16 protein-coding genes and 1 pseudogene are annotated in these 19,468 nt (G+C 59.3%); 8 read left to right on the top strand and 9 right to left on the bottom strand.

The features are described from left to right. Positions 1-6 precede the first annotated feature (6 nt). Together D3Y57_RS05185 and D3Y57_RS20055 are read right to left on the bottom strand one after the other, a co-directional pair. Positions 7-753: an enoyl-CoA hydratase/isomerase family protein gene (locus D3Y57_RS05185; protein WP_121151944.1), complete on the bottom strand. Its 747-nt coding sequence runs from the start codon at positions 751-753 to the stop codon at positions 7-9. Between the two features lie 80 nt (positions 754-833). Then, entirely contained in the window at positions 834-1,439 is a 606-nt protein-coding gene (locus D3Y57_RS20055) for a TetR/AcrR family transcriptional regulator (RefSeq protein ID WP_162986973.1), read from the bottom strand. A gap of 79 nt (positions 1,440-1,518) precedes the next feature. Between D3Y57_RS20055 and D3Y57_RS05170 the strand changes: the two genes are divergently transcribed. The 3 genes and pseudogenes from D3Y57_RS05170 (at position 1,519) to D3Y57_RS05160 (ending at position 4,166) form a co-directional block, all read left to right on the top strand. Next, a complete protein-coding gene (locus D3Y57_RS05170; RefSeq protein WP_121151940.1) occupies positions 1,519-2,310 on the top strand; it encodes an SDR family oxidoreductase in 792 nt (263 codons plus the stop codon). 25 nt (positions 2,311-2,335) lie between these two features. Further along, a pseudogene (locus tag D3Y57_RS05165) lies at positions 2,336-3,342 on the top strand (zinc-dependent alcohol dehydrogenase family protein). 17 nt (positions 3,343-3,359) lie between these two features. Continuing rightward, entirely contained in the window at positions 3,360-4,166 is an 807-nt protein-coding gene (locus tag D3Y57_RS05160) for an enoyl-CoA hydratase/isomerase family protein (protein ID WP_121151938.1), read from the top strand. A gap of 44 nt (positions 4,167-4,210) precedes the next feature. Here the strand turns inward: D3Y57_RS05160 and D3Y57_RS05155 are convergent, their stop codons facing one another. From D3Y57_RS05155 to D3Y57_RS05140, 4 genes are all read right to left on the bottom strand, one after another. Continuing rightward, entirely contained in the window at positions 4,211-4,468 is a 258-nt protein-coding gene (locus D3Y57_RS05155) for a hypothetical protein (RefSeq protein WP_121151936.1), read from the bottom strand. 161 nt (positions 4,469-4,629) lie between these two features. Continuing rightward, positions 4,630-6,045 carry an efflux transporter outer membrane subunit gene (locus tag D3Y57_RS05150; protein ID WP_121151934.1) on the bottom strand — a complete coding sequence of 472 codons (1,416 nt, stop codon included), beginning with the start codon at positions 6,043-6,045 and terminating at the stop codon, positions 4,630-4,632. A 3-nt stretch (positions 6,046-6,048) separates the two neighbouring features. Then, positions 6,049-9,234, bottom strand: a complete 3,186-nt coding sequence (locus D3Y57_RS05145; protein ID WP_121151932.1) for an efflux RND transporter permease subunit — start codon at positions 9,232-9,234, stop codon at positions 6,049-6,051. Between the two features lie 6 nt (positions 9,235-9,240). Then, positions 9,241-10,398 carry an efflux RND transporter periplasmic adaptor subunit gene (locus D3Y57_RS05140; RefSeq protein WP_430739004.1) on the bottom strand — a complete coding sequence of 386 codons (1,158 nt, stop codon included), beginning with the start codon at positions 10,396-10,398 and terminating at the stop codon, positions 9,241-9,243. 136 nt (positions 10,399-10,534) lie between these two features. Here D3Y57_RS05140 and D3Y57_RS05135 point away from each other — a divergent pair, with 136 nt between their 5' ends. From D3Y57_RS05135 to D3Y57_RS05120, 4 genes are all read left to right on the top strand, one after another. Next, entirely contained in the window at positions 10,535-11,176 is a 642-nt protein-coding gene (locus D3Y57_RS05135) for a TetR/AcrR family transcriptional regulator (RefSeq protein ID WP_239025825.1), read from the top strand. A gap of 149 nt (positions 11,177-11,325) precedes the next feature. Next, the gene (locus D3Y57_RS05130) at positions 11,326-12,072 is read left to right on the top strand and encodes a glucose 1-dehydrogenase (RefSeq protein ID WP_121151925.1); all 747 of its coding nucleotides are present in this window, start codon (positions 11,326-11,328) and stop codon (positions 12,070-12,072) included. Positions 12,073-12,077: 5 nt separating this feature from the next. Further along, the gene (locus D3Y57_RS05125) at positions 12,078-13,241 is read left to right on the top strand and encodes an acyl-CoA dehydrogenase family protein (protein WP_121151923.1); all 1,164 of its coding nucleotides are present in this window, start codon (positions 12,078-12,080) and stop codon (positions 13,239-13,241) included. A 17-nt stretch (positions 13,242-13,258) separates the two neighbouring features. Continuing rightward, positions 13,259-14,203: an acyl-CoA dehydrogenase family protein gene (locus D3Y57_RS05120; protein ID WP_121151920.1), complete on the top strand. Its 945-nt coding sequence runs from the start codon at positions 13,259-13,261 to the stop codon at positions 14,201-14,203. A 4-nt stretch (positions 14,204-14,207) separates the two neighbouring features. On the opposite strand, the gene D3Y57_RS05115 is transcribed toward D3Y57_RS05120, so the two are convergent. The 3 genes from D3Y57_RS05115 to D3Y57_RS05105 all read right to left on the bottom strand — a co-directional run bounded on the left by D3Y57_RS05115 (position 14,208) and on the right by D3Y57_RS05105 (position 16,660). Beyond that, positions 14,208-14,849, bottom strand: coding sequence for a TetR/AcrR family transcriptional regulator (locus D3Y57_RS05115; protein WP_121151918.1), 642 nt, complete (start codon positions 14,847-14,849; stop codon positions 14,208-14,210). Between the two features lie 161 nt (positions 14,850-15,010). Continuing rightward, the gene (locus D3Y57_RS05110) at positions 15,011-15,871 is read right to left on the bottom strand and encodes an SDR family oxidoreductase (protein WP_430739003.1); all 861 of its coding nucleotides are present in this window, start codon (positions 15,869-15,871) and stop codon (positions 15,011-15,013) included. Between the two features lie 9 nt (positions 15,872-15,880). After that, positions 15,881-16,660 (bottom strand): enoyl-CoA hydratase/isomerase family protein, encoded by a 780-nt coding sequence (locus D3Y57_RS05105; RefSeq protein WP_121151916.1) that lies wholly within the window; start codon positions 16,658-16,660, stop codon positions 15,881-15,883. 218 nt (positions 16,661-16,878) lie between these two features. Between D3Y57_RS05105 and D3Y57_RS05100 the strand changes: the two genes are divergently transcribed. Then, positions 16,879-19,275, top strand: coding sequence for a TonB-dependent receptor (locus tag D3Y57_RS05100; protein WP_121151914.1), 2,397 nt, complete (start codon positions 16,879-16,881; stop codon positions 19,273-19,275). Positions 19,276-19,468: the final 193 nt, after the last annotated feature.

Raw genomic sequence — 19,468 nt, 5'->3', positions numbered from 1 at the left:
TCACGCTCAGCGCTTGCCGAAGGTCGATCCGACACGCTCGGCAAAATCGGGCGCTATGCCCGGCCCGCGATAGCTTTCATGAGCAAGGCCCTGGGCAAGCTCCATGCCCGCCGTCTCGATCGACAGGCGCTTGTTGCCGCGATGGCTGTGCCATGACAGCCCGACGATATCCGCCACCAACGATGCCAGTTCAGCTTCGAATGCGTCATCGGCGACACACAGATTGGCCAGTCCGATCTGTTCGGCAGTCCGTCCGTCGATCGCGCGTGTCGTAAACATCATCTCGCGCGCCCTGAACACGCCGACGCGACGCGGCAGTCGCTGGCTCATGCCCCAGCCCGGCACCAGACCCCATTTGGCATGGGTGTCGGCAAACCGCGCGGATTCGGCGGCGACGATGATGTCGGCAGCAAGCACCAGTTCCAGCCCACCAGTAAAACAAGGGCCATGGACGGCAGCGATCACCGGCTGCGGCAGATTGGCCAAACGCTCGATCGTGAGCCCCTGAAAGTTCTTAACCGGTGCGCGCTGTTGCTTGCCCAGATCCGCCCCAGCGGAAAATACTGGCCCATTGGCACGCAAGACGACGACCCCGACCGTATCGGTTTCCTGCTCGATCGCCGAAAGGTGCGCGTCCAGCGCCACAAACAAATCGACGTTCAGCGCATTGCGCTTTTCGGGCCGGTTAAGCGTCAGCGTTGTCACGCCGCCTGCATCGTCGCGCAGAACGAGCGGTGGGGTTTCTTCTGTCATGCCTTCTCCACGGGTACTTGTTGGTTAAACGGACTATCGGGTGCGACTGGCAGCGTCCACTCGCCCGGTCGCGGAAGAGCCTAGCGGGGTGCGGGGAGCGCGCCGCGCGTCAGCAACCGCGTAATCTCATGCCGAATTGTATCGAACGGCAAGCTAGGCTTCAGTTTGCCCGCCATCTGAAGCACGATCAGGCCGTGAATTGCGGACCAATAGACATGGCCGAGCAGTGCGGGATCGCCCTCCAGCAGACCTGCAGCAACCATGTCCTCCAGATACCCTGTCAACGTCCGCCGCGATCTTTCTTCGGCGGCGCGCAATTCGGCGGGTTTGCAGCCGTCGGCCTGTTCCAGCGCAAAGATCAACTGATAAGCGGCAGGTTCCTCGAACGCGAAATCGACATAAGCCTCGCCGAGCGCGCGGGATCGGTCCCACAGATTGCCGGGCTGTGCATAAGCCGTCTCGATCCGCTGTGAAAAACGATCGTGCGCAGCGGCTCGCGTCGTCGCCACCAATTCGTCTTTGTTACGGAAATAGCGATAGAGCGAAGCGGGAGCCCAGCCCAATTCGGCAGCGATAGAACGCAATGAAGTGGCAACCAGACCGCGTGCGGCGAACTGCCGTTCCGCCACCGTGCGGATACGGTCGCGAACGTCCTGAACCTGTGTTTCGGTGAGCAAAAGTGCCATGGCTCTTGAATAGTGAACAGTGTTCGGTATGCAAGCCCCCAACGGTTTGGTATGGTATCTAGATGAAGAGGCTTGGCATATGAGTGCATTCAGAGACGGTTTGTTCCAAGGTAAGAGCGTGTTTGTCGCTGGCGGTACCAGCGGCATCAATCTTGGCATTGCCAAACGGTTCGCCGATTTGGGCGCAAAGGTCGCAGTCCTCGGTCGCAACCCTGAGAAAGCGGCGTTCGCCGCTGCCGATATCGGTCACGACGCCCTCGGCCTGACCGCCGATGTGCGCGACTATGCCGCACTTCGCGCCGCAATGGAGCAAGCCGCCGAAAAGAATGGTGCATTCGATGTCGTCGTGTCGGGAGCAGCGGGCAATTTTCTTGCGCCAGCACTCGGTATGTCGGCCAACGGCTTCAAAACCGTCGTGGACATCGATCTGATCGGCACATTCAATGTGTTCCGCGGGTGTCACGATCTACTCAACAAACCCGGCGCATCGCTGATCGCGATTACTGCCGGACAAGCGGTCAATGCCAAGCCATTGCAGGTCCACGCTTGTGCCGCCAAGGCCGGAATCAACCAGATGGTGCGCGTGCTTGCGATGGAATGGGGTCCGGATGTGCGCGTCAACGGCATCTCGCCGGGGCCAATTTCGGGAACCGAAGGCATGGCACGCCTCGCGCCCAATACAGACGATCATGACACCTATTTTGAGCGCATTCCGTTGAAGCGCTGGGGCGAGATTGAGGAAGTGGCCGAGGCAGCAGTCTTCCTCAGCAGTGAATCGGCGGCCTATTTCACCGGCACGATCCTCGACTGCGATGGCGGTTCGCAACTCGGTGATGCCAGTCGAACGAGTTTAGAATCCGGCCTCGCCTGACCATTCCACCTTCAAGGAGCCTGCGATGAAAGCGATTCAAGTTCGGTTGCCTGCAACCCTCGATAGTCTGACGCTGGTCGATATGCCGGACTCAGGCACACCTGGTCCAGGTGAAATTCGGGTAAGGATCCGGGCAAGCTCGCTGAACTATCATGACTATGCCGTTGTCACCGGTGCCATCGCTACGGCGGACAACCGCGTGCCCATGTCCGATGGCGCCGGCGAAGTGGTGGCGATCGGCGCGGGGTCACAGACTTTGCGGTCGGGGATGCAGTCGTCTCGACCTTCTTCCCAAACTGGGTGGATGGACAGCGACGGGGTTCAGGCTTCGACGCAGTTCCGGGTGATGGTGTCGATGGTTATGCGCGCGAGGACGTCGTCCTTTCCACCGCTTATTTCACGCACGCGCCGAACGGTTACAGCCATGCCGAAGCGGCGACGCTGACCTGTGCGGGGGTAACCGCCTGGCGTGCTCTGGTTGTCGACGGTCACTTGAAGGCAGGCGACACGGTGCTTGTTCAGGGTACGGGTGGCGTCTCGATCTTTGCGCTCCAGATTGCCAAGGCGATGGGGGCGACGGTGGTGGCGACGTCATCATCGGACGAAAAGCTGGAACGACTGAAAGCACTCGGGGCGGACCATCTGATCAATTACCGGACTCAAGAGAAATGGGGCAAGGGAGTGCTGGCGGTAACGGGGGGTGTCGGGGTCGATCATGTGGTGGAAATCGGAGGGTCGGGGACGCTCGATCAGTCGATGGTTGCCGCGCGATCGGGTGGGCACATCGCCATGATCGGCGTTCTTAGCGGATATCGCAGTCCGGTCACGACGGCGATGCTGATGCAAAAAGAGTTGCGTGTTCAAGGCCTTACGGTCGGCAGTCGTCGCCATCAAATCGACCTGATCGCCGCAATCAACGCGACCGGCATCCGGCCCGTCCTCGATCGCGCGTTTCCGCTCGCCGACCTGGCCGCCGCGTTCCGTCATCAGGAAAGTGGCACACACTTTGGCAAGATTACCGTCGAGATTTGAATCGGGAGAGTTCCGCAATGTCACGCACGTATGAGACCATCACCATCGAAAAACGCGGGCAAGTAGATTGGCTTACGCTCAATCGTCCCGAGGCGCTCAATTCGATTTCGATCGAGATGGTCGAGGAATTGAACGACTATTTCGGGCGGCTTTATAACGACGGAAGCGTCCGTATTGTCGTCATGCGCGGTGCCGGACGCGCGTTTTGTGCAGGTTTGGACATAAAACAGCGCGAAGATGGTCTGGAAGACGAAGTGCCGTTCGGCGGCGGTTTCGGTTTTCAGGGATTTTTGGCGGACGTTTACATCAAGATGCGCCGCTGCCCGCAGCCGATCATCTCGCTCATTCACGGTCCGGCCTGTGGCGGAGGTTTCGCCTTTGCATTGGCATCGGACGTCCGCATCGCCGGGGAATCGGTAAAGATGAACGCGGCTTTTATCCGCATCGGCCTGTCGTCGTGCGACATGGGCGTCAGCTATTTCCTGCCGCGCCTCGTCGGTGTGTCGATCGCATCCGAACTGATGCTAACGGGGCGTTTCATCCACGCCGCGCGTGCGCTCGCAACGGGGCTGGTTTCGGAAGTGGTGCCTGATGACCAGTTGGAGGCGGCAGCGCAGCCCTATATCGACGAAATGCTCCACGCGTCGCCAATGGGCCTGCGGATGACAAAAGAGGGGCTGAACATGGCGGTCGATGCGTCGAGTCTCGAATCCGCGATGGCGATTGAAAATCGCAACCAGGTGCTGACGAGCCGCAGCCCGAATTTCAAGGAAGGCATGAAGGCGTTTCTGGAAAAGCGCCCACCTGTCTATATCGCGGACTAACGGGTTTGGCGTTCTGGCGGCTGAGTATCTCGACCCCCGGATCGTCAGCCGCGCCGATGCTTTCCGCCGTAATGTTTGCCGATATGTTCGCCGATCCGCGCCATTTCGCCTGCGGCAGCGCGGGCAGTCTCTAACGAACAAGGAAGCGGATCGCGCTCAGCCTGAGTGGCACGCATCGTCACTTTTTCACAAAGTCCTTCGATGTCCGCGCGGCTGAGCAAATTCTTCTCGCGCAGCAGACATATCAGGCTCTGCAGTATCACCAGGCTCTGGTCCGACGATCCAGAATCGAGGGTATTCATTGGCTTACTCTCCAGTCTTTTTTTTAGACTATCGTATATTTTGGAAAGCACAAGCGGGATCGACAAGTGCCAACGAAGTCCGTCCCGTGACAGCCGCAAGAACGGGCCGGGCAGATCGTTACACCGGCATTGTGACCGGCAGCGTTAAAAGACGGCGCCGGTTATCGCAGGCCGCCGCCCAGTGCGCGGTAGAGTTCGACAGAATTGGTATCGCGCGTCAGCCGAGTCGCCAGCAGGCTCTGTTCGGCGGTGTAAAGCTGGCGTTGTGAATCGAGCGTGGTGAGGAAAGGGTCGATCCCCGCACGGAACCGCAAGTCGGCCAGGCGATAGGCACCGGCCGCATTATCGCGCAACGATGTCTGGGCTTCGAGCTGGCTGGTAATCGTGCCGCGCCGTGCGAGTGCATCGCCAACTTCGCGAAACGCCGACTGGATGCTGCGTTCATAAGTCGCGAGCAACGCATCACGGGTTGCTTTGGCATAGCGCAAATTGCCCTGATTGCGGCCGAAGTCGAACAATGGCTGTGAAACGCTTGGAGCCACTGACCATGTCCCGCTGCCACTGGCAAACAGGTTGGACAAGCCGAGACTTATCGTGCCGAGGGCCGCGGTCAACGAGATGTTCGGAAAGAAAGCGGCTCGCGCTGCGCCGATATTGGCATTTGCGGCAATCAGTTGATGTTCGGCAGACACAACATCGGGACGGCGCAATAACACCTCAGACGGCAGGTTTGCGGGGAGGTTGGCAAGTGTCGCGCCCGTTATCGGCAAACGTCCCGGCAGCAGGTCTGCCGACAGCGTCGTACCGGCGAGCAGGTTGAGCGCGTTCTGGTCCTGCGCGATGAGTGTGGTTGCGTTCGCGATGTCGGAACGCGCCTGATCATATGTCGTGCGCGCCTGACGGACTTCGAGTTCAGATGAGACGCCGATGCGGAAACGCGCTTCGGTCAGCTTTAGCGTTTCGCCAAACGCCTTCTCTGTGTTGCGCGCGATTTGCAGCCGGTCCTGATCGGCCGCCATCGTCAGCCACGCGGTCGCGGTTTCCGCGATGAGGGCGGACTGTGCGGCATTGCGGTTTTCGGCAGCCGCAAAATATTGTTCCTGTTGAGCGCGCGTCAGGTTGCGGATGCGGCCGAACAGGTCGATTTCCCAAGCGGAAATACCAAGGTTCGCCGAATAAATATCGGTGCGACCGGACGCCGTTTCTGGCGTCCCGAGTGAGGCAAATGGCGACTTTGCATAAGTCGCGCTGGCCGTCCCCGCCAGCGTTGGGAACAGGTCCGCCCGCTGGATGCGATATTGGGCGCGCGCCTGTTCGACATTGGCAACCGAGATCCGCAGGTCGCGGTTGTTGGCGAGCGCGGTTCGAATGACCCCGCGCAGGCGATCGTCGGTAAAGAAGGATTCCCATGCGGTTTCCGCCGAAACGACATCGGCCGAGCCCGCCACGCCATAGGCCGGCCCAGTGGGCGACTGGACTGGCACGGGCAAGCCGGGGCGGGCGTATTTGGGAGCCAGATTGCATCCCGCGAGCGTCAGCCCGACAGCAAAGACAAGGCCGGTTTTGCGCGTAAACATGGCTCAGACTTCCTGCGGTCGCGGGGTATCGGATGAATCATCGTCCCATAGCCCGTGATGATAACTGACGGTGCTGCGCCTCTCGCGCGGCCTATCCTGTTTGAACAGGCGCTTCACCAACAGGAAGAACAGCGGGACGAAGAAGATCGCGAGGACTGTCGCGGACAGCATTCCGCCGACCACAGCCCAACCGATCGCGCGCTGACCACCGGCACCGGCACCCGTCGAGACCGCCAGCGGCAGCACCCCGAAGATGAACGCGAACGACGTCATCAGGATTGGGCGCAGGCGCAGCTTGGCCGCCTCGACCGCTGCATCGGCGGCACCCATACCGTCGGCCATCTTTTCTTCGGCGAATTCAACGATCAGGATCGCATTCTTTGCCGCGACCCCGATTGTCGTGATCAGGCCGACCTGAAGGTAAATATCGTTATTCAGGCCGAAGATTGTTGCGGCGAGCACTGCGCCGAGGACTCCAAGCGGCACGACCAGCAGGACGGCGATCGGGACCGACCAGCTTTCGTACAGCGCGGCGAGGCACAGGAACACGATCAACAGCGAAAGCGCGTAGAGTGCAGGGGCCTGGCCGCCCGAGAGTTGCTCTTCGTAGCTGAGGCCGGTCCACTCATAGCCGATTCCGGGCGGTAGCTTTGCCGCCATTTCCTCCATCGCCTTGATCGCAGTACCGCTGCTGACTCCGGGTGCAGGCGACCCCATGATTTCGAACGACGCGACGCCATTATAGCGTTCGAGGCGTGCGGGACCGTAGTTCCAGTCGGTCGTCGAGAATGAGGAGAAAGGTGCCATCGTGCCGCTGGCACCACGGACAAAGAAGTTGCCGAGGTCCGCCGGTGACCTGCGGAACGGCGCATCGGCCTGCACATACACCTTTTTCACCCGACCCTGATCGATAAAGTCATTGATGTACGATCCACCGAAGGCAGTGCTGACGGTGGTATTAATGTCTGCCTGACTAAGACCAAGGGCCCCGGCCAGCGCCTGATCGACATTGAGTTTCAGCTGTGGCGTATCTTCCAGTCCATTGGGCCGGACCTGCATGAGCCGTTTGTCCTGGCTCGCCATGCCAAGCAGCATGTTACGCGCTTCGAGCAGTTTGTCATGGCCGACGCCAGCCATGTCCTTCAATTCAAAATCGAACCCATTGGCGTTGCCAAGTTCCTGCACGGCGGGTGGGACGAACCCGATCGCCATACCGGCCTGAATGCCGCCAAAAGCCTTGTTTGCGCGCGCAGCGATCGCTGCGACTGCGTTATCCTTGCCCTTGCGCTCGCTCCAGGGCTTCAACTGGATAAAGGCAATACCGACATTCTGTCCCTGTCCGACAAAGCCGAAGCCGCTGACCGTGAAGACGCCGGCGATGTTCGCCTTCTCATCGTCAAGGAAGTGACTGCGCATACGGTCCATCGTTCGCGCGGTTTCATCAATCGTCGATCCGGTGGGCAACGATACCTGCGCAAACATCACGCCCTGATCTTCTTCGGGAAGAAAGCCCGAGGGCAGCCGCACGAATATGAACGCCATCACGGCGACGATCACCGCATAGACGAGCATTGTCCTGACCCAGCCACGCTCGACGCGGCGAAGGCCGTTGCCATATCTGGAGACGCCATTGTTGAACGTGCGGTTGAACCAGCCAAAGAATCCCTTTTTGTGTTCATGGGCTTCATTCTGTGGCTTCAGGATGGTCGCGCATAGAGCCGGTGTCAGGATCAATGCGACCAACACCGACAGCACCATGGCCGACACGATCGTGATCGAAAACTGACGGAAGATGACGCCGGTCGAGCCACCGAAGAATGCCATTGGCAGAAACACGGCCGACAAAACCAGCGCGATACCGATCAGCGCGCCGCTGATTTCGTCCATCGATTTACGCGCCGCTTCCTTGGGGCTCAGGCCCTCTTCCTGAATCAGGCGTTCGACATTTTCGACCACGACGATCGCGTCATCGACCAGCAGACCGATTGCGAGCACCATGCCGAACAACGTCAGCGTATTGATCGTGAAGCCGGCCAGTTGCAGCACGGCAAGCGATCCAAGCAGAACCACCGGTACAGCGATCGTCGGGATCAGCGTGGCCCGGAAATTCTGGAGAAAAAGGAACATCACCAAAAAGACGAGAATAACGGCTTCAAACAGAGTGCGAACCACCTGTTTGACCGACAAGCGAACGAACGTCGAGTTATCGACCGGGAAAGCAACCTTCACGTCGTCCGGGAACTGCTTGTTGATCTTTGCGACCTCAGCCTTGACGAGCGTCACTGTGTCGAGCGCGTTCGCACCGGGGGCCAGCTTTATACCGAAGCCCGCCGCCTGTTTGCCGTTATAGCGCGCCTGAAAGCCGTAGTTTTCGGAACCCAGTTCGATGCGTGCCACGTCGGAAAGCCGGACAGTCGCACCGCCGGTCGTCGAGCGCAAAATGATCTTCTTGAATTCATCGACCGTACGCAACCGCGACTGTGCCGTGACGGTGGCATTCAGTGCCTGTCCGCCGACCGAAGGCGTGCTGCCGACCTGCCCCGCCGAAACCTGGGCGTTCTGCGCAGTGATCGCCGAACGGATGTCGGTCACCGTGATGCCGAGATTCGACATTTTGAAGGGGTCGATCCAGATGCGCATCGAATATTGCGCGCCGAGCACCTGCGTGTCGCCGACACCCTTTAACCGGCTGATCGGGTCTTGCAGTTTTGAAGCAATCAGATCGCCCAGATCGATTTGATCATGGCTGCCGTTTTGCGAATAGACGGCCAATATCAACAAAAAGTTGGCGGTGGCTTTCGTCACACGAAGACCGGACTGCTGGACCTCCTGCGGCAACAGCGGGGTTGCCTGCGCCAGTTTGTTCTGCACCTGAACCTGAGCGATGTCGGGGTTGGTGCCCTGTTCGAAGGTCAGCGTGATGGCGAGGTTGCCCGCGGAATCACTGGTCGATGAAAAATAGCGAAGTTTATCGATACCCTTCATCTGCTGTTCGATGATCTGGGTGGTCGTGTTCTCAAGCGTCTGCGCGTCGGCACCCGGATACAGGGTCGCGATCGTCACCTTGGGAGCGGCGATTTCCGGAAATTGCGCGATCGGCAGCGAACGGATCGCAAGAGCGCCCGCGAGCATAAGGATGATCGCGATGACCCATGCGAAGATAGGCCGGTCGATGAAATAGCGTGACATTGCGGCTTATTTCCCACCTTGTCCGGGAGTAGCGGCGGGAGCGGGGGCGTCAACACCCACCTGCTGCGGCTTACCGGGCTTGACGGTCGCGCCGGGCTTCAGGTTCACCAGGCCTTCGACGATCAACCTGTCGCCCGCTTTCAGGCCACTGGTAACGATCCATTTGTCGCCGATCGCCCGATCGGTGGTGATATTGCGCTGCTCGACCTTGTTCTGTGCATTGACGACCAACGCCGTTGCACGACCACGCGGATCACGGGAGATGCCCTGCTGTGGGGCCAACACCACCTGCTGGCGAACACCCTCGATCAGGCGGGCGCGGACGTACAGGCCCGGAAGCAACGTCCCATTCGGGTTCGGGAAACTGGCGCGCAACGTCACGGCACCGGTGGTCTGGTCGACGGTGACTTCGGAGAATTCCAGGCGGCCCTCAATCGGATAAGTCTGGCCGTTGGGCAAAAGGAGCTGGACCCGTGCACTGCCGACGTCGCGCTTGAGGTCGCCGGACTGCATGGCTGACCGCAAATCGAGCAACTGTGCCGCCGACTGGGTCACGTCGACATAAACGGTATCGGTACGCTGGATCGTCGCCAGTGGATCGGCCTGAGCGATTTGTACTAAGGCACCGGCCGTAAACGCCGACCGGCCGATACGCCCGGAAATCGGGGCCTTGATGCGCGTGAAGTTCAGATTGACGCGGGCAGCATCGACCGCTGCGCGCTGCGCTGCAACATTTGCGCTTGCCTGTTGCGCGGATGCTTTGGCATTGTCGGCTTCCTGCTTGCTGACGGCATTTACCGCAACAAGCTGACCGTAGCGCTGTGCCAGAAGGCGGGTGGCGTTGATCTGCGACTGAGCCGCGCCCAACTGCCCTTCCGCCGAACCGAGCGCCGCACGATAGGGCGCATCCTCAATCTCGTACAGAACCTGACCTGCGTGGACCAGCGAGCCTTCGGTAAACAGGCGGCGGCGGATAACGCCAGCCACCTGTGGTCGAACCTCTGACGTTTCCACGGCAGTGATGCGCCCCGGCAGCTCGGTTGTGAGCGTCACCGGCTCCAGCTTTACCGTAACCACGCCCACGTTTGGAGCTGGCCGTGGCGGGGGCGGGGCTTTGCTGCATGCACCGGTCACGACCAAGGCCGCGAGAGCCACGGACCGCATGATTTTGATCCGACGCATAACAAATCCCTAATAAAGCAAACGCAGGAATGAACGATCATTCCGCTTGCCTCGCTAGCTATTACCGTGCAAGGAACGGGTCAAGCAAAAAGTCGGAGCGGAGGTAAATTTGGTTGCGGTGCAGCATAACCCAGGCCCGCGAGAGCGCATTCTTGCCGCGGCCCGGCAATTGTTCGCGTCGCAGGGCTTTCATCAGACCCCGGTTTCAGAGCTGGCGATCAAGGCGAACGTGAGCGTTGGTCAAATCTATCGCCTTTTCAAAGACAAGAACGCCGTCATACTGGCAATCGTTTCGGACAGTTCCGAATTGAAAACGAGCGCGTTCGATGATGTTCTGAAAGCGGTAGACGGCGGCGCGCTGTCGATCAGGGACGCGTTTGTCCAGCTCGCAACCCGTTCCCTGTCAGAAACAGAAGAGTCATTGTCGTTCGAAATTCTGGCAGAAGCGTATCGCAACCCCGCAGTCGCCGACCAGATCGGCGAAATATGCGAACGTTACCGCTCAATCGTCCGCAAGATGGCTATCATAACCAATCCGGCACTTTCTGAAGAAAGTCTCGATGGTGCCGAAGAGGTGCTTCTCGGGCTTTTGTTCGGCCTTGGTCATCGCACTCTGTCACGCCCACGTTTGCCGATACGGGAAACTGCAGAGCAGACCGCCGGGATGCTAATGGCGGCGCTTACCGGCGTGCCGCGCGTTGGTAACAGCCCATCGCACGAGTCCGCGTGGGCATTGCCGACGTCCTGCGTTCCTGCCTGATTAAGCTGCCGAATACCGGTATGTAAGTGTTCGACGCCCTGTCGGTGTCGTGCGACAGTCTGCACGCCTTTCGTCAAGATCGCCCTTGATCATCGCGCAATAGACTCAGATACAGGTGACAACGAGAACAAATTGATAGGCGATTTTATATGGCGGGCAGGCTGAGCGGCAAAATTGCTTTGGTGACGGGCGCAGGACGGGGGATCGGACGGGGGATTGCGTTACGGCTTGCGTCAGACGGCGCTCAGGTCATCGTCAACTACTCGCGAAGCGCCGGTCAGGCGCGATCGCTGGTTGAACAGATCGAAGCCACTGGCGGATCTGCGTTTTCCGTACAGGCGGATGTGTCGAACCTGTCGGATATCGACCGGATGGTGGCAGAGATCGTTGCCAGAGTTTCCGGTGTGGATATCCTCGTCAACAACGCCGGGCGTGGGGCAGGCGGTATGCCCACGCTCGAGAAGACAACGACAGAGGCGTATGATGAGACATTTGGCCTAAACGCGCGCGGTCTATTTTTCACGACCCAGAAAATGCTGCCGCTGATGCGCGACGATGGACGCATCATCAACTTTTCGAGCACCGCGACGATAGCGCGCGTAGGCGGGCTTTCCGCATATTCGGGTTCAAAGGCGGCGGTCGATGCCTTTACGCGCGTCTGGGCAACCGAACTCGCGCCGCGCCGGATCACAGTCAACGCGATACAGCCCGGCATGGTCGACACCGACCTCATCACCGACGGAATGCCCGCCGATGCACGCGAAAGGTCGGCGCGTGCTCACCCGCTAAAACGCATTGGCCAGCCGGATGGTCTGGCCGATGTGGTCGCGTTCCTTGCCAGCCATGACAGCCGCTGGGTCAACGGCGAAACTATTGTCGTCACTGGCGGCGCCTGACCATCATGGACATCGATTATTCCACCAGCGAGATGCACTTCCGTGAAGAAGTGCGTGCATGGCTCGCGGTGAATACTCCGAAAGAACCGCGCCCCTTTGACGGGACCGAAGGGCGTGCGTTCGATCTGGCATGGCAGCGGCGGCAATATGATGGTGGCTGGGCCGGGATCAACTGGCCCACAGAATATGGGGGCAGGGGTCTGTCACTGATCGAACAGATCATCTGGTTCGAAGAATATGCGCGCGCGGGTGCTCCTTTTATCGGCGTCTGCTTCGTCGGCGTGAATCATGGTGGGCCGACACTGATCGCGCGCGGGAGCGAGGATCAGAAACATTATCATCTGCCACGCATCCTGAAGGCTGAAACCATCTGGTGTCAGGGCTTTTCCGAACCGGGGGCCGGATCGGACCTTGCGGGAATACGCACTCATGCGCGGATCGATGGTGACGAGCTGGTTATCAATGGGTCAAAGATATGGACCAGCTATGCCGACCTTGCCGACTGGCAGGAACTGTTGGTTCGCACAGATCCGAATGCTGAGCGCCACAAAGGGTTAAGCTGGGTTATCTGCGATATGCGCACGCCCGGCATCACGGTGCGCCCAATCCGCCTGATGAGTGGTCAGATCGACCTTTGCGAAGTATTTTACGACGAGGTCAGGGTTCCGGTCGAAAATATCGTCGGCGGCATCGATCAGGGTTGGAGCGTGGCGATGTCGACGCTGGGGTTCGAGCGGGGCACGGGCTTTATTGCGGAACAGGTCAGCCTTGCCGCGCACGTGGAACAGTTGATCGGGCGCGCCCGGGAAACGACAGGTACGGACGGACGCGCCCTTATTGCAAGCGAGCGTCTGGCGGACGATCTCGCCACTCTGCGCGCCGAGGTGACTGCGCTGAAAGCGATGACATATCGCACCGTCTCTGAAGTGGCGCGCACCGGTACGCCGGGTGCCGAAGCGTCGATTGTGCGGCTTTACACCTCCGAACTTTCACAACGTGTCGCGCGCTGCGAGATCGGGATGATGGGACAGACCATGCTCGATTTCAGCTACGGCATGAAAGATCCCACGCATCGTTATCTTTATGGCTTTGCCCAGACAATTGCCGGTGGCTCCGCCCAGATCCAGCGCAATATTATTGGCGAGCGCGTGCTCGGACTTCCCAAATAACGCTGAGGAGCGAGCAGATGGACCTATATCCGTCCGACACCGAAGAAGCCGTCCGTGCAGCAAGCGAAGCGTATCTGCGCGATCATATTCCGCTGAACGCTGCGCGTCTGAGACCCGACGGGATATGGACCGACATGGCGGCGATGGGCTGGTTCGGCATTGCGCTGCCAGAGGATATTGGTGGGGTCGCGATGTCGCATGGCGCGGAGGCGCTGGTGCTGGCAGAACTCGGTCGATATCTGGCCCCCATCGGGACAATTGCGATGGCGGTTGCAGCCAATGTTGCCATAGCGACCGGGGATCAGGCGCTCGCCATGGATATTCTGGCAGGAACCCGGCGCGTCGCACTCGGACTGACAGAAGCTGGCGGGCAGTTGCGTGTTCTAGAAGTGCGCGGTGCCAATATGGTTCTGGTGACCGGTGACAATGGTGCTTCGCTTTACGATGCGCCTGTGGACTGGACTATCAACGACTGCCTCGACCCATCGACGAGTCAGGCCATTATCGCCTTACCCCCGAAAGCCCGCATACAAACGACGGGATCGCGGGCCGCCAACCACCAGCGCCTTGTTGCCGCAGCATTCGCGCTCGGTTGCGCAGAGGCGGCGCGCGATATGGCGGCGGGCTATGCACGAGTTCGTGAGCAATTCGGGCGCCCTATCGGGTCATTTCAGGGCGTAAAACACCCCTGTGCGGATATGGCGGTGCGGTGTTCAGCGGCGCGTGCGCAACTATTATATGCTGCGCTGACGCTGGACAGTGCGCGCGAGGACGCCGCGTTTCAGATTGCGGTGGCGAAGCGACTGGCCGACGCAGCCGCGATCGGGAACGGACGCGCCAGCATTCAGGTTCATGGCGGCATGGGCATGACCGATGAATGCGACGCCCACCTCGTCCTCAAGCGCGCTCATTTGTTACAATTCATTTCGCCGGTCAGCACGGCGATGCTGCTCGCCGCCTGAGAGTTCAATCGCCCCGATAGATGCGGGACAGCGACACCAGCCGGTCCCGCATTTCAAGGATCATCTCCTCCAGCAAAGCAGGTGAGGCGAGGCCGGCGTCGCGCAGGGCAAGCTGTTCAAGCATCACGATCGCGAGCGTTGCGCGCGCGGCACGGCGCTGTTCTTCGTGACTATCATCACGGGCAGGGCGAAAGGCCGGGAATCCGTCGCCAAGGATAGCCATCAAACGACGGCGGTTTTCCTGAAAAGCATCGCGCGCGGCGTCGCTCTGCAACGCAACGATGTGGAACAGGCGACCAGCGGGCAGATCGCGCCCGGAGTGAACGAACGCGCGCACGAAGGATTCAATCGTTTCGGGCGTCGTCGCCATATGGTTGAAACGTTCGAACAGCGGATCGGTCTTGTAGGATTCCGCAATCATCATCGCTGCGACCAGCGCATCCTTGCCGGTGAAATGCAGATAAAAAGCGGCCCGCGTAAAGCCAGCCTCGCGCGCGATCATATCGACTGAAATCGCGGTGTAATCGCGCGAGAAAAAGAGTTTGCGACCGGCCTTTAACAGGCGTGTGCGCGTATTTTCGCGATTGCGGACCAGCGTATCCGCGTTATCCTGCTGGTTCCGTTCCGCTTCGTCCACACCGGTCACGCACGTTCCTAAGCTACCCTGAACAACCGTGCCCCGGTTGTGGCGTTAAGACAATGTCAAAACATCGTTTTCATCTGTCAACTAATAGGACGGGTTATAAAAGAGAAGCGAAGGTGCCTCGACGACAAGGGGGCAGGCAGGGATGCGATAGTCCGGTATCGTCATGATGCGCGCTCGGGAAGCCAGCTACGCACCGGCTCGAATTTGGGCATACGCAGTGAGCGCCTTAGCCAGTTTGCACCGTCGAGTACGAATGTATGCCCGGAACAAAATGCAGCATAGTCGGAACATAGATAGGTGGCGGCCCATCCAAGTTCATGAACCTGTCCGGTACGCAGCGCAGGCTGATGGCCCTCTACCGATTCCGGCTCATCCAGACGCATATGATCGCCCATGTCCCCGTGTTTGTAGAGGCCGGGTGCAATGGCGTTGACGCGAATGTCGTGCGGCCCCCATTCAACCGCGAGCGATTGCGTCAGGTTGACGACACCAGCCTTTGCAGCGGCGGAATGAGCCGTGCCGGGTCCCCCCGTCCAGGCGTAGGTGGCCGCAATGTTCAGGATGGCACCCCCACGTTCGTCCGCAATCCGGCGGCGCGCGAATTCCGTCGACATCAGGAACGTCCCGTCCAGCACGATCGATGTCACGGCGCGAAATCCGTTTGCGCTGATATCTTCGGCCGCAGCCGGAAAGTTGCCCGCGGCGTTATTGACGAGGACGGTGACCGGGCCGAACGCCGCCTCTGCCTCGTCAAATGCTGCCTTGATCTGGGCGGCGTCCCGCACATCACAGGAAACCCCGATCGCCCGACCACCGACTGCCTCCACCGCTTCGATCCCGTGCTGGCGACGACCGGGGTCGCGCCCGAGGATCACGACCGCAGCGCCGCAGCGCCCGAATTCGGTGGCAATGCCCTTGCCAATCCCTGATCCACCACCAGTCACGATGACCACATCATTTGCAAATGTGCCTTCCGGCAGCATCCGATTACCAAGCGGCGGCGCGTTGCGCGTACCCTGCATCGTCATTGTCTAGCGTCCCTTGAACAATGGTTCCCGCTTTTCGCGAAGAGCGGTTCTGGCTTCGACATAATCGTCGGTTCGGAACAGCACGCTCTGGGCGAGCAATTCCATGCCGATCCCCTCACGAATGCGACCGTTCCACAGATGGTTGGCAAGCTGCTTGCCCATGGCGAGTGCGATGGGCGGGCGGGATGCCATGTCGCGAGCAAGAGCGAATGCCACGTCATCAAGTTCATCGCGCGGCACCACCATATCGACCGCGCCCCAGCGTTCGGCCTGTGCGGCGTCGATCGTGCGACCGGTCAGCATCATGATCTTCGTCCTGGAGGGACCGATCAGGGCCGACAGCAACTGGCTGGCCCCGGTGTCGGGAAGCAGCCCATATTTGATTTCCGGAATGGCGATTTTCGCATCGTCCGACGCAACGCGAATATCGGCGGCCAGCGCGATCTCGAAACCGCCGCCGATCGCATGCCCCTGAACGGCGGCAACGACTGGCTTCGCATGGTCGATCAATGTCAGGTTGCGCTGCTGCGCACCAAGTACGTGATGATAGTCGCTCTCGTCGTCGCGGCGATGGCCCAGCTGCGTGGTATCCCGACCGGCGCAGAAAGACTTTCCCTCCGCGCGAACCAGAAGGACGCGGGCGCGGGGGTCGTTGAGTGCCGTCCGAAACCGGTCACCGATTTGATCGGCCATGTCGTCATTGATGGCATTCATCTTGTCGGGGCGGTTCAGCGAAATGATGCCCACCTGATCGCGAACCGCGTAGGTGATGTATTCGGTCATGTCGTATCTCGCTCCTTTAAGGGTCGGCCGTCGTCGGATGACCTGTCTACATAACTCAATATGGCGCCATAAAAAGCGGTCCAAATTACGGGAACCGACAGCGATCGCCCATTACGCAACACCATCCAATCAGTTCTCTATATTGGTTGACATACTGTCAAGGAGATCATATTTTGATCGTTGCGACGGATAGATCGTGAAATCAGGGAAGGGGCATCATGCCGCTAAAAATATCTCGTTATCTCGTAAGCACCTGTGCGTTCGGCGTTTTGGCACTCTCCAGCCAAATGCCGGCATTAGCGCAGGCTGCGACAACAGCGCCTGCAGATGTGGAAAATGCGCAGCCCAGCGAGGCGGATATCGTTGTGACCGCACGGCGTCGCGCGGAAAGTCTTCAGAGCGTGCCCGTCGCAATCACAGCCTTTTCGCAAAAGATGTTGCAGGAGAAATCAATCTCCAATGCCTTCGATCTGAACAAGGCAGTGCCGGGGCTGACCACTTCGGCAGATTCCGGAACCAGTACGCTGCCATCGTTCAGCATTCGCGGTCGCGGCCAGTTCTTTGGTGCCGCATCGGGCAGCGTGGAAACCTATTTCGCCGACGTGCCCCTGAGCGCACCGTTTCAGGTACCCAGCCTGCCGCCGCAATTCTTCGACCTGGCCTCGATACAGGTATTGAAGGGACCACAGGGAACCCTGTTCGGCCGTAACTCGACCGGCGGCGCGGTCCTGTTCGTGCCGGCTCCAGCCAGCCTTGACGGCATCGAAGGCTATGCCCGGGTTCAGGTCGGCAACTATCGCAACCTGCAGGTCGAGGCAGCCGTCAACCTTCCCCTGACCGACAAAATCGCGTTACGCGTTGCGGGCTATGAATGGACCCGCAGGGGTTACAGCCGGACGATTGGCGGGGCGACCGACGGTTACGGCCATGTGCTTCCCTCCCAGCGCTACGACAATCAGGACATCACGGAGTTCCGGGCGACGCTGCTCGTCCAGCCGACCGAAGGCATCACGAACAGCACGATCTTCACCTATCATACGGACAAGAACCGGGGCACCCCACAGCTGTTGTTCTTCAAAGGGCCAGGTGGCGTGCCGATCCCCCTTACAGGTCAGGCAGCAAATCCGCGCGTCCTTGATACCGATGTCGATCTGACGAGGCCGCCATCAAACACCTTTGGCGTCATCAATACCACGACGATCGAGATCGCCGACTGGATCACAATGAAGAACATCTTCGGCTATATCAATGCGGAGGGCTGGGGGAATAATCCGTCCGATGCCGACGGCAGCGCGCTCGCCGCAGTCGATGTCGTGCGGCCACCCCGTTACCTGCACAATCGCCAATATACCAATGAAGTGCAGTTTCAGGGCAGCCTGTTGAGCGACAAGCTCGACTATATCGTCGGTGGTCTGCTCGATCTTACACGGCAGCCGGGAGCGCGGGACACCATCAACATCGCCACAATGTCCTATCCAGCCAGCAGCCCCACGGTACCGCTCGGGTATGATGAGCAATACCGCCAGTCGCGGTTTACGTCGAAATCGGTGTTCGGATCGCTGACCTATCATTTCACGAATGCGATCAGCGCAACTGCGGGCGTTCGCCGCTCTTATGACAATATACAGGAAAAGACGCTCGAATATGTCACCGCGCTTCCTGATCTGGTTGCAAATCTGGCTCTCCCCTTTGAAACAAAACAGGTCAAATTCAAGGGCTGGAGCTATAATGCCGGGCTGGAATGGCGGATCGACCAGGACAGCATGGTTTATGGCGGCTATCGGCGAGGCTTCAAACGTGGCGGCTTCAACGCTCGGCCGCCAAGCGCGGATACCGCGTTGTTCGGACCGGAAAAGGTCGACAATTTCTACGTCGGTTTGAAAAAGGGCCTGAACTTCCTCGGTATGCCGGGGCATTTCAACATCGAAGGCTTTTGGGACATCTATAAAGGTGCACAGCGCAGCTATCTGACACTGGTCGCGAACGGGCAGACGGTGGCGCTGGCCACTGTGGTCAACAATGCCGAGAAATCGACGTACCGGGGCTTTGACGCCGATTTCGTGATCGATCCGGCGCACTGGCTATCGCTGAGTGGCAATTACACGTTCGTCGATGCCTATTATAATAAATACACCGACGTTTCGCTCACGAATCCTGCGCAACTGGCGCTGCTGGCCGATCCATCGACCGATCTGTCAGTCAATCCGGTGGGCCTTGTTTCAAAGCACAAATTAAGCGCTACCGCGCGCTTCCATACCGAACTGGGCGATGGCAGCGAAATCGCCTTTGCACCGACGATCAGCTATCAATCGCGCTTCTATTTCAACGATCAGTCGTTCCGACAACCGAATTCAGCAGCGTTGCTGTTCCTCGGTGGGCAGCAACTCAACGCGGCATCGTTCGGAGCCAATTATGCACCCGGCTATAAACTGGCCGACGCCCGTATCGAATGGAACAGAATCGGAGGATCGAAATTCGATCTGGCCGCCAACGTTAACAACATCTTCGACAAGACCTTCAAGACCGGCGGCACCGGAATATATGTATTCGGGTTCGAGGAAGCATCGTTCGGGCCGCCACGGATGGTGACTGTCGAAGCACGCGTTCACTTTTAACACCCGGCGGCCAGTTGTTTATCCGCAACTTCAGGGTTGTGTAACGGGCCCACCGCCATTGCCTGGGATTTGATTATTTCAGGATGTTCAATCAGAATCGTTAGTTTACCATCCTTATACGGTCAAAATATGGACCTGTGATAATTGCCCTTATCACGGGTCCATATTTGATCTCTCTTTATAAAGTGAGCTT

It is taken from the genome of Sphingomonas paeninsulae, from assembly GCF_003660165.1.
Classification (GTDB): Bacteria; Pseudomonadota; Alphaproteobacteria; order Sphingomonadales; family Sphingomonadaceae; genus Sphingomonas_O; species Sphingomonas_O paeninsulae.
Note: the sequence above shows the minus strand (reverse complement) of the source record. Positions and strands in the feature narration are given on the sequence as shown.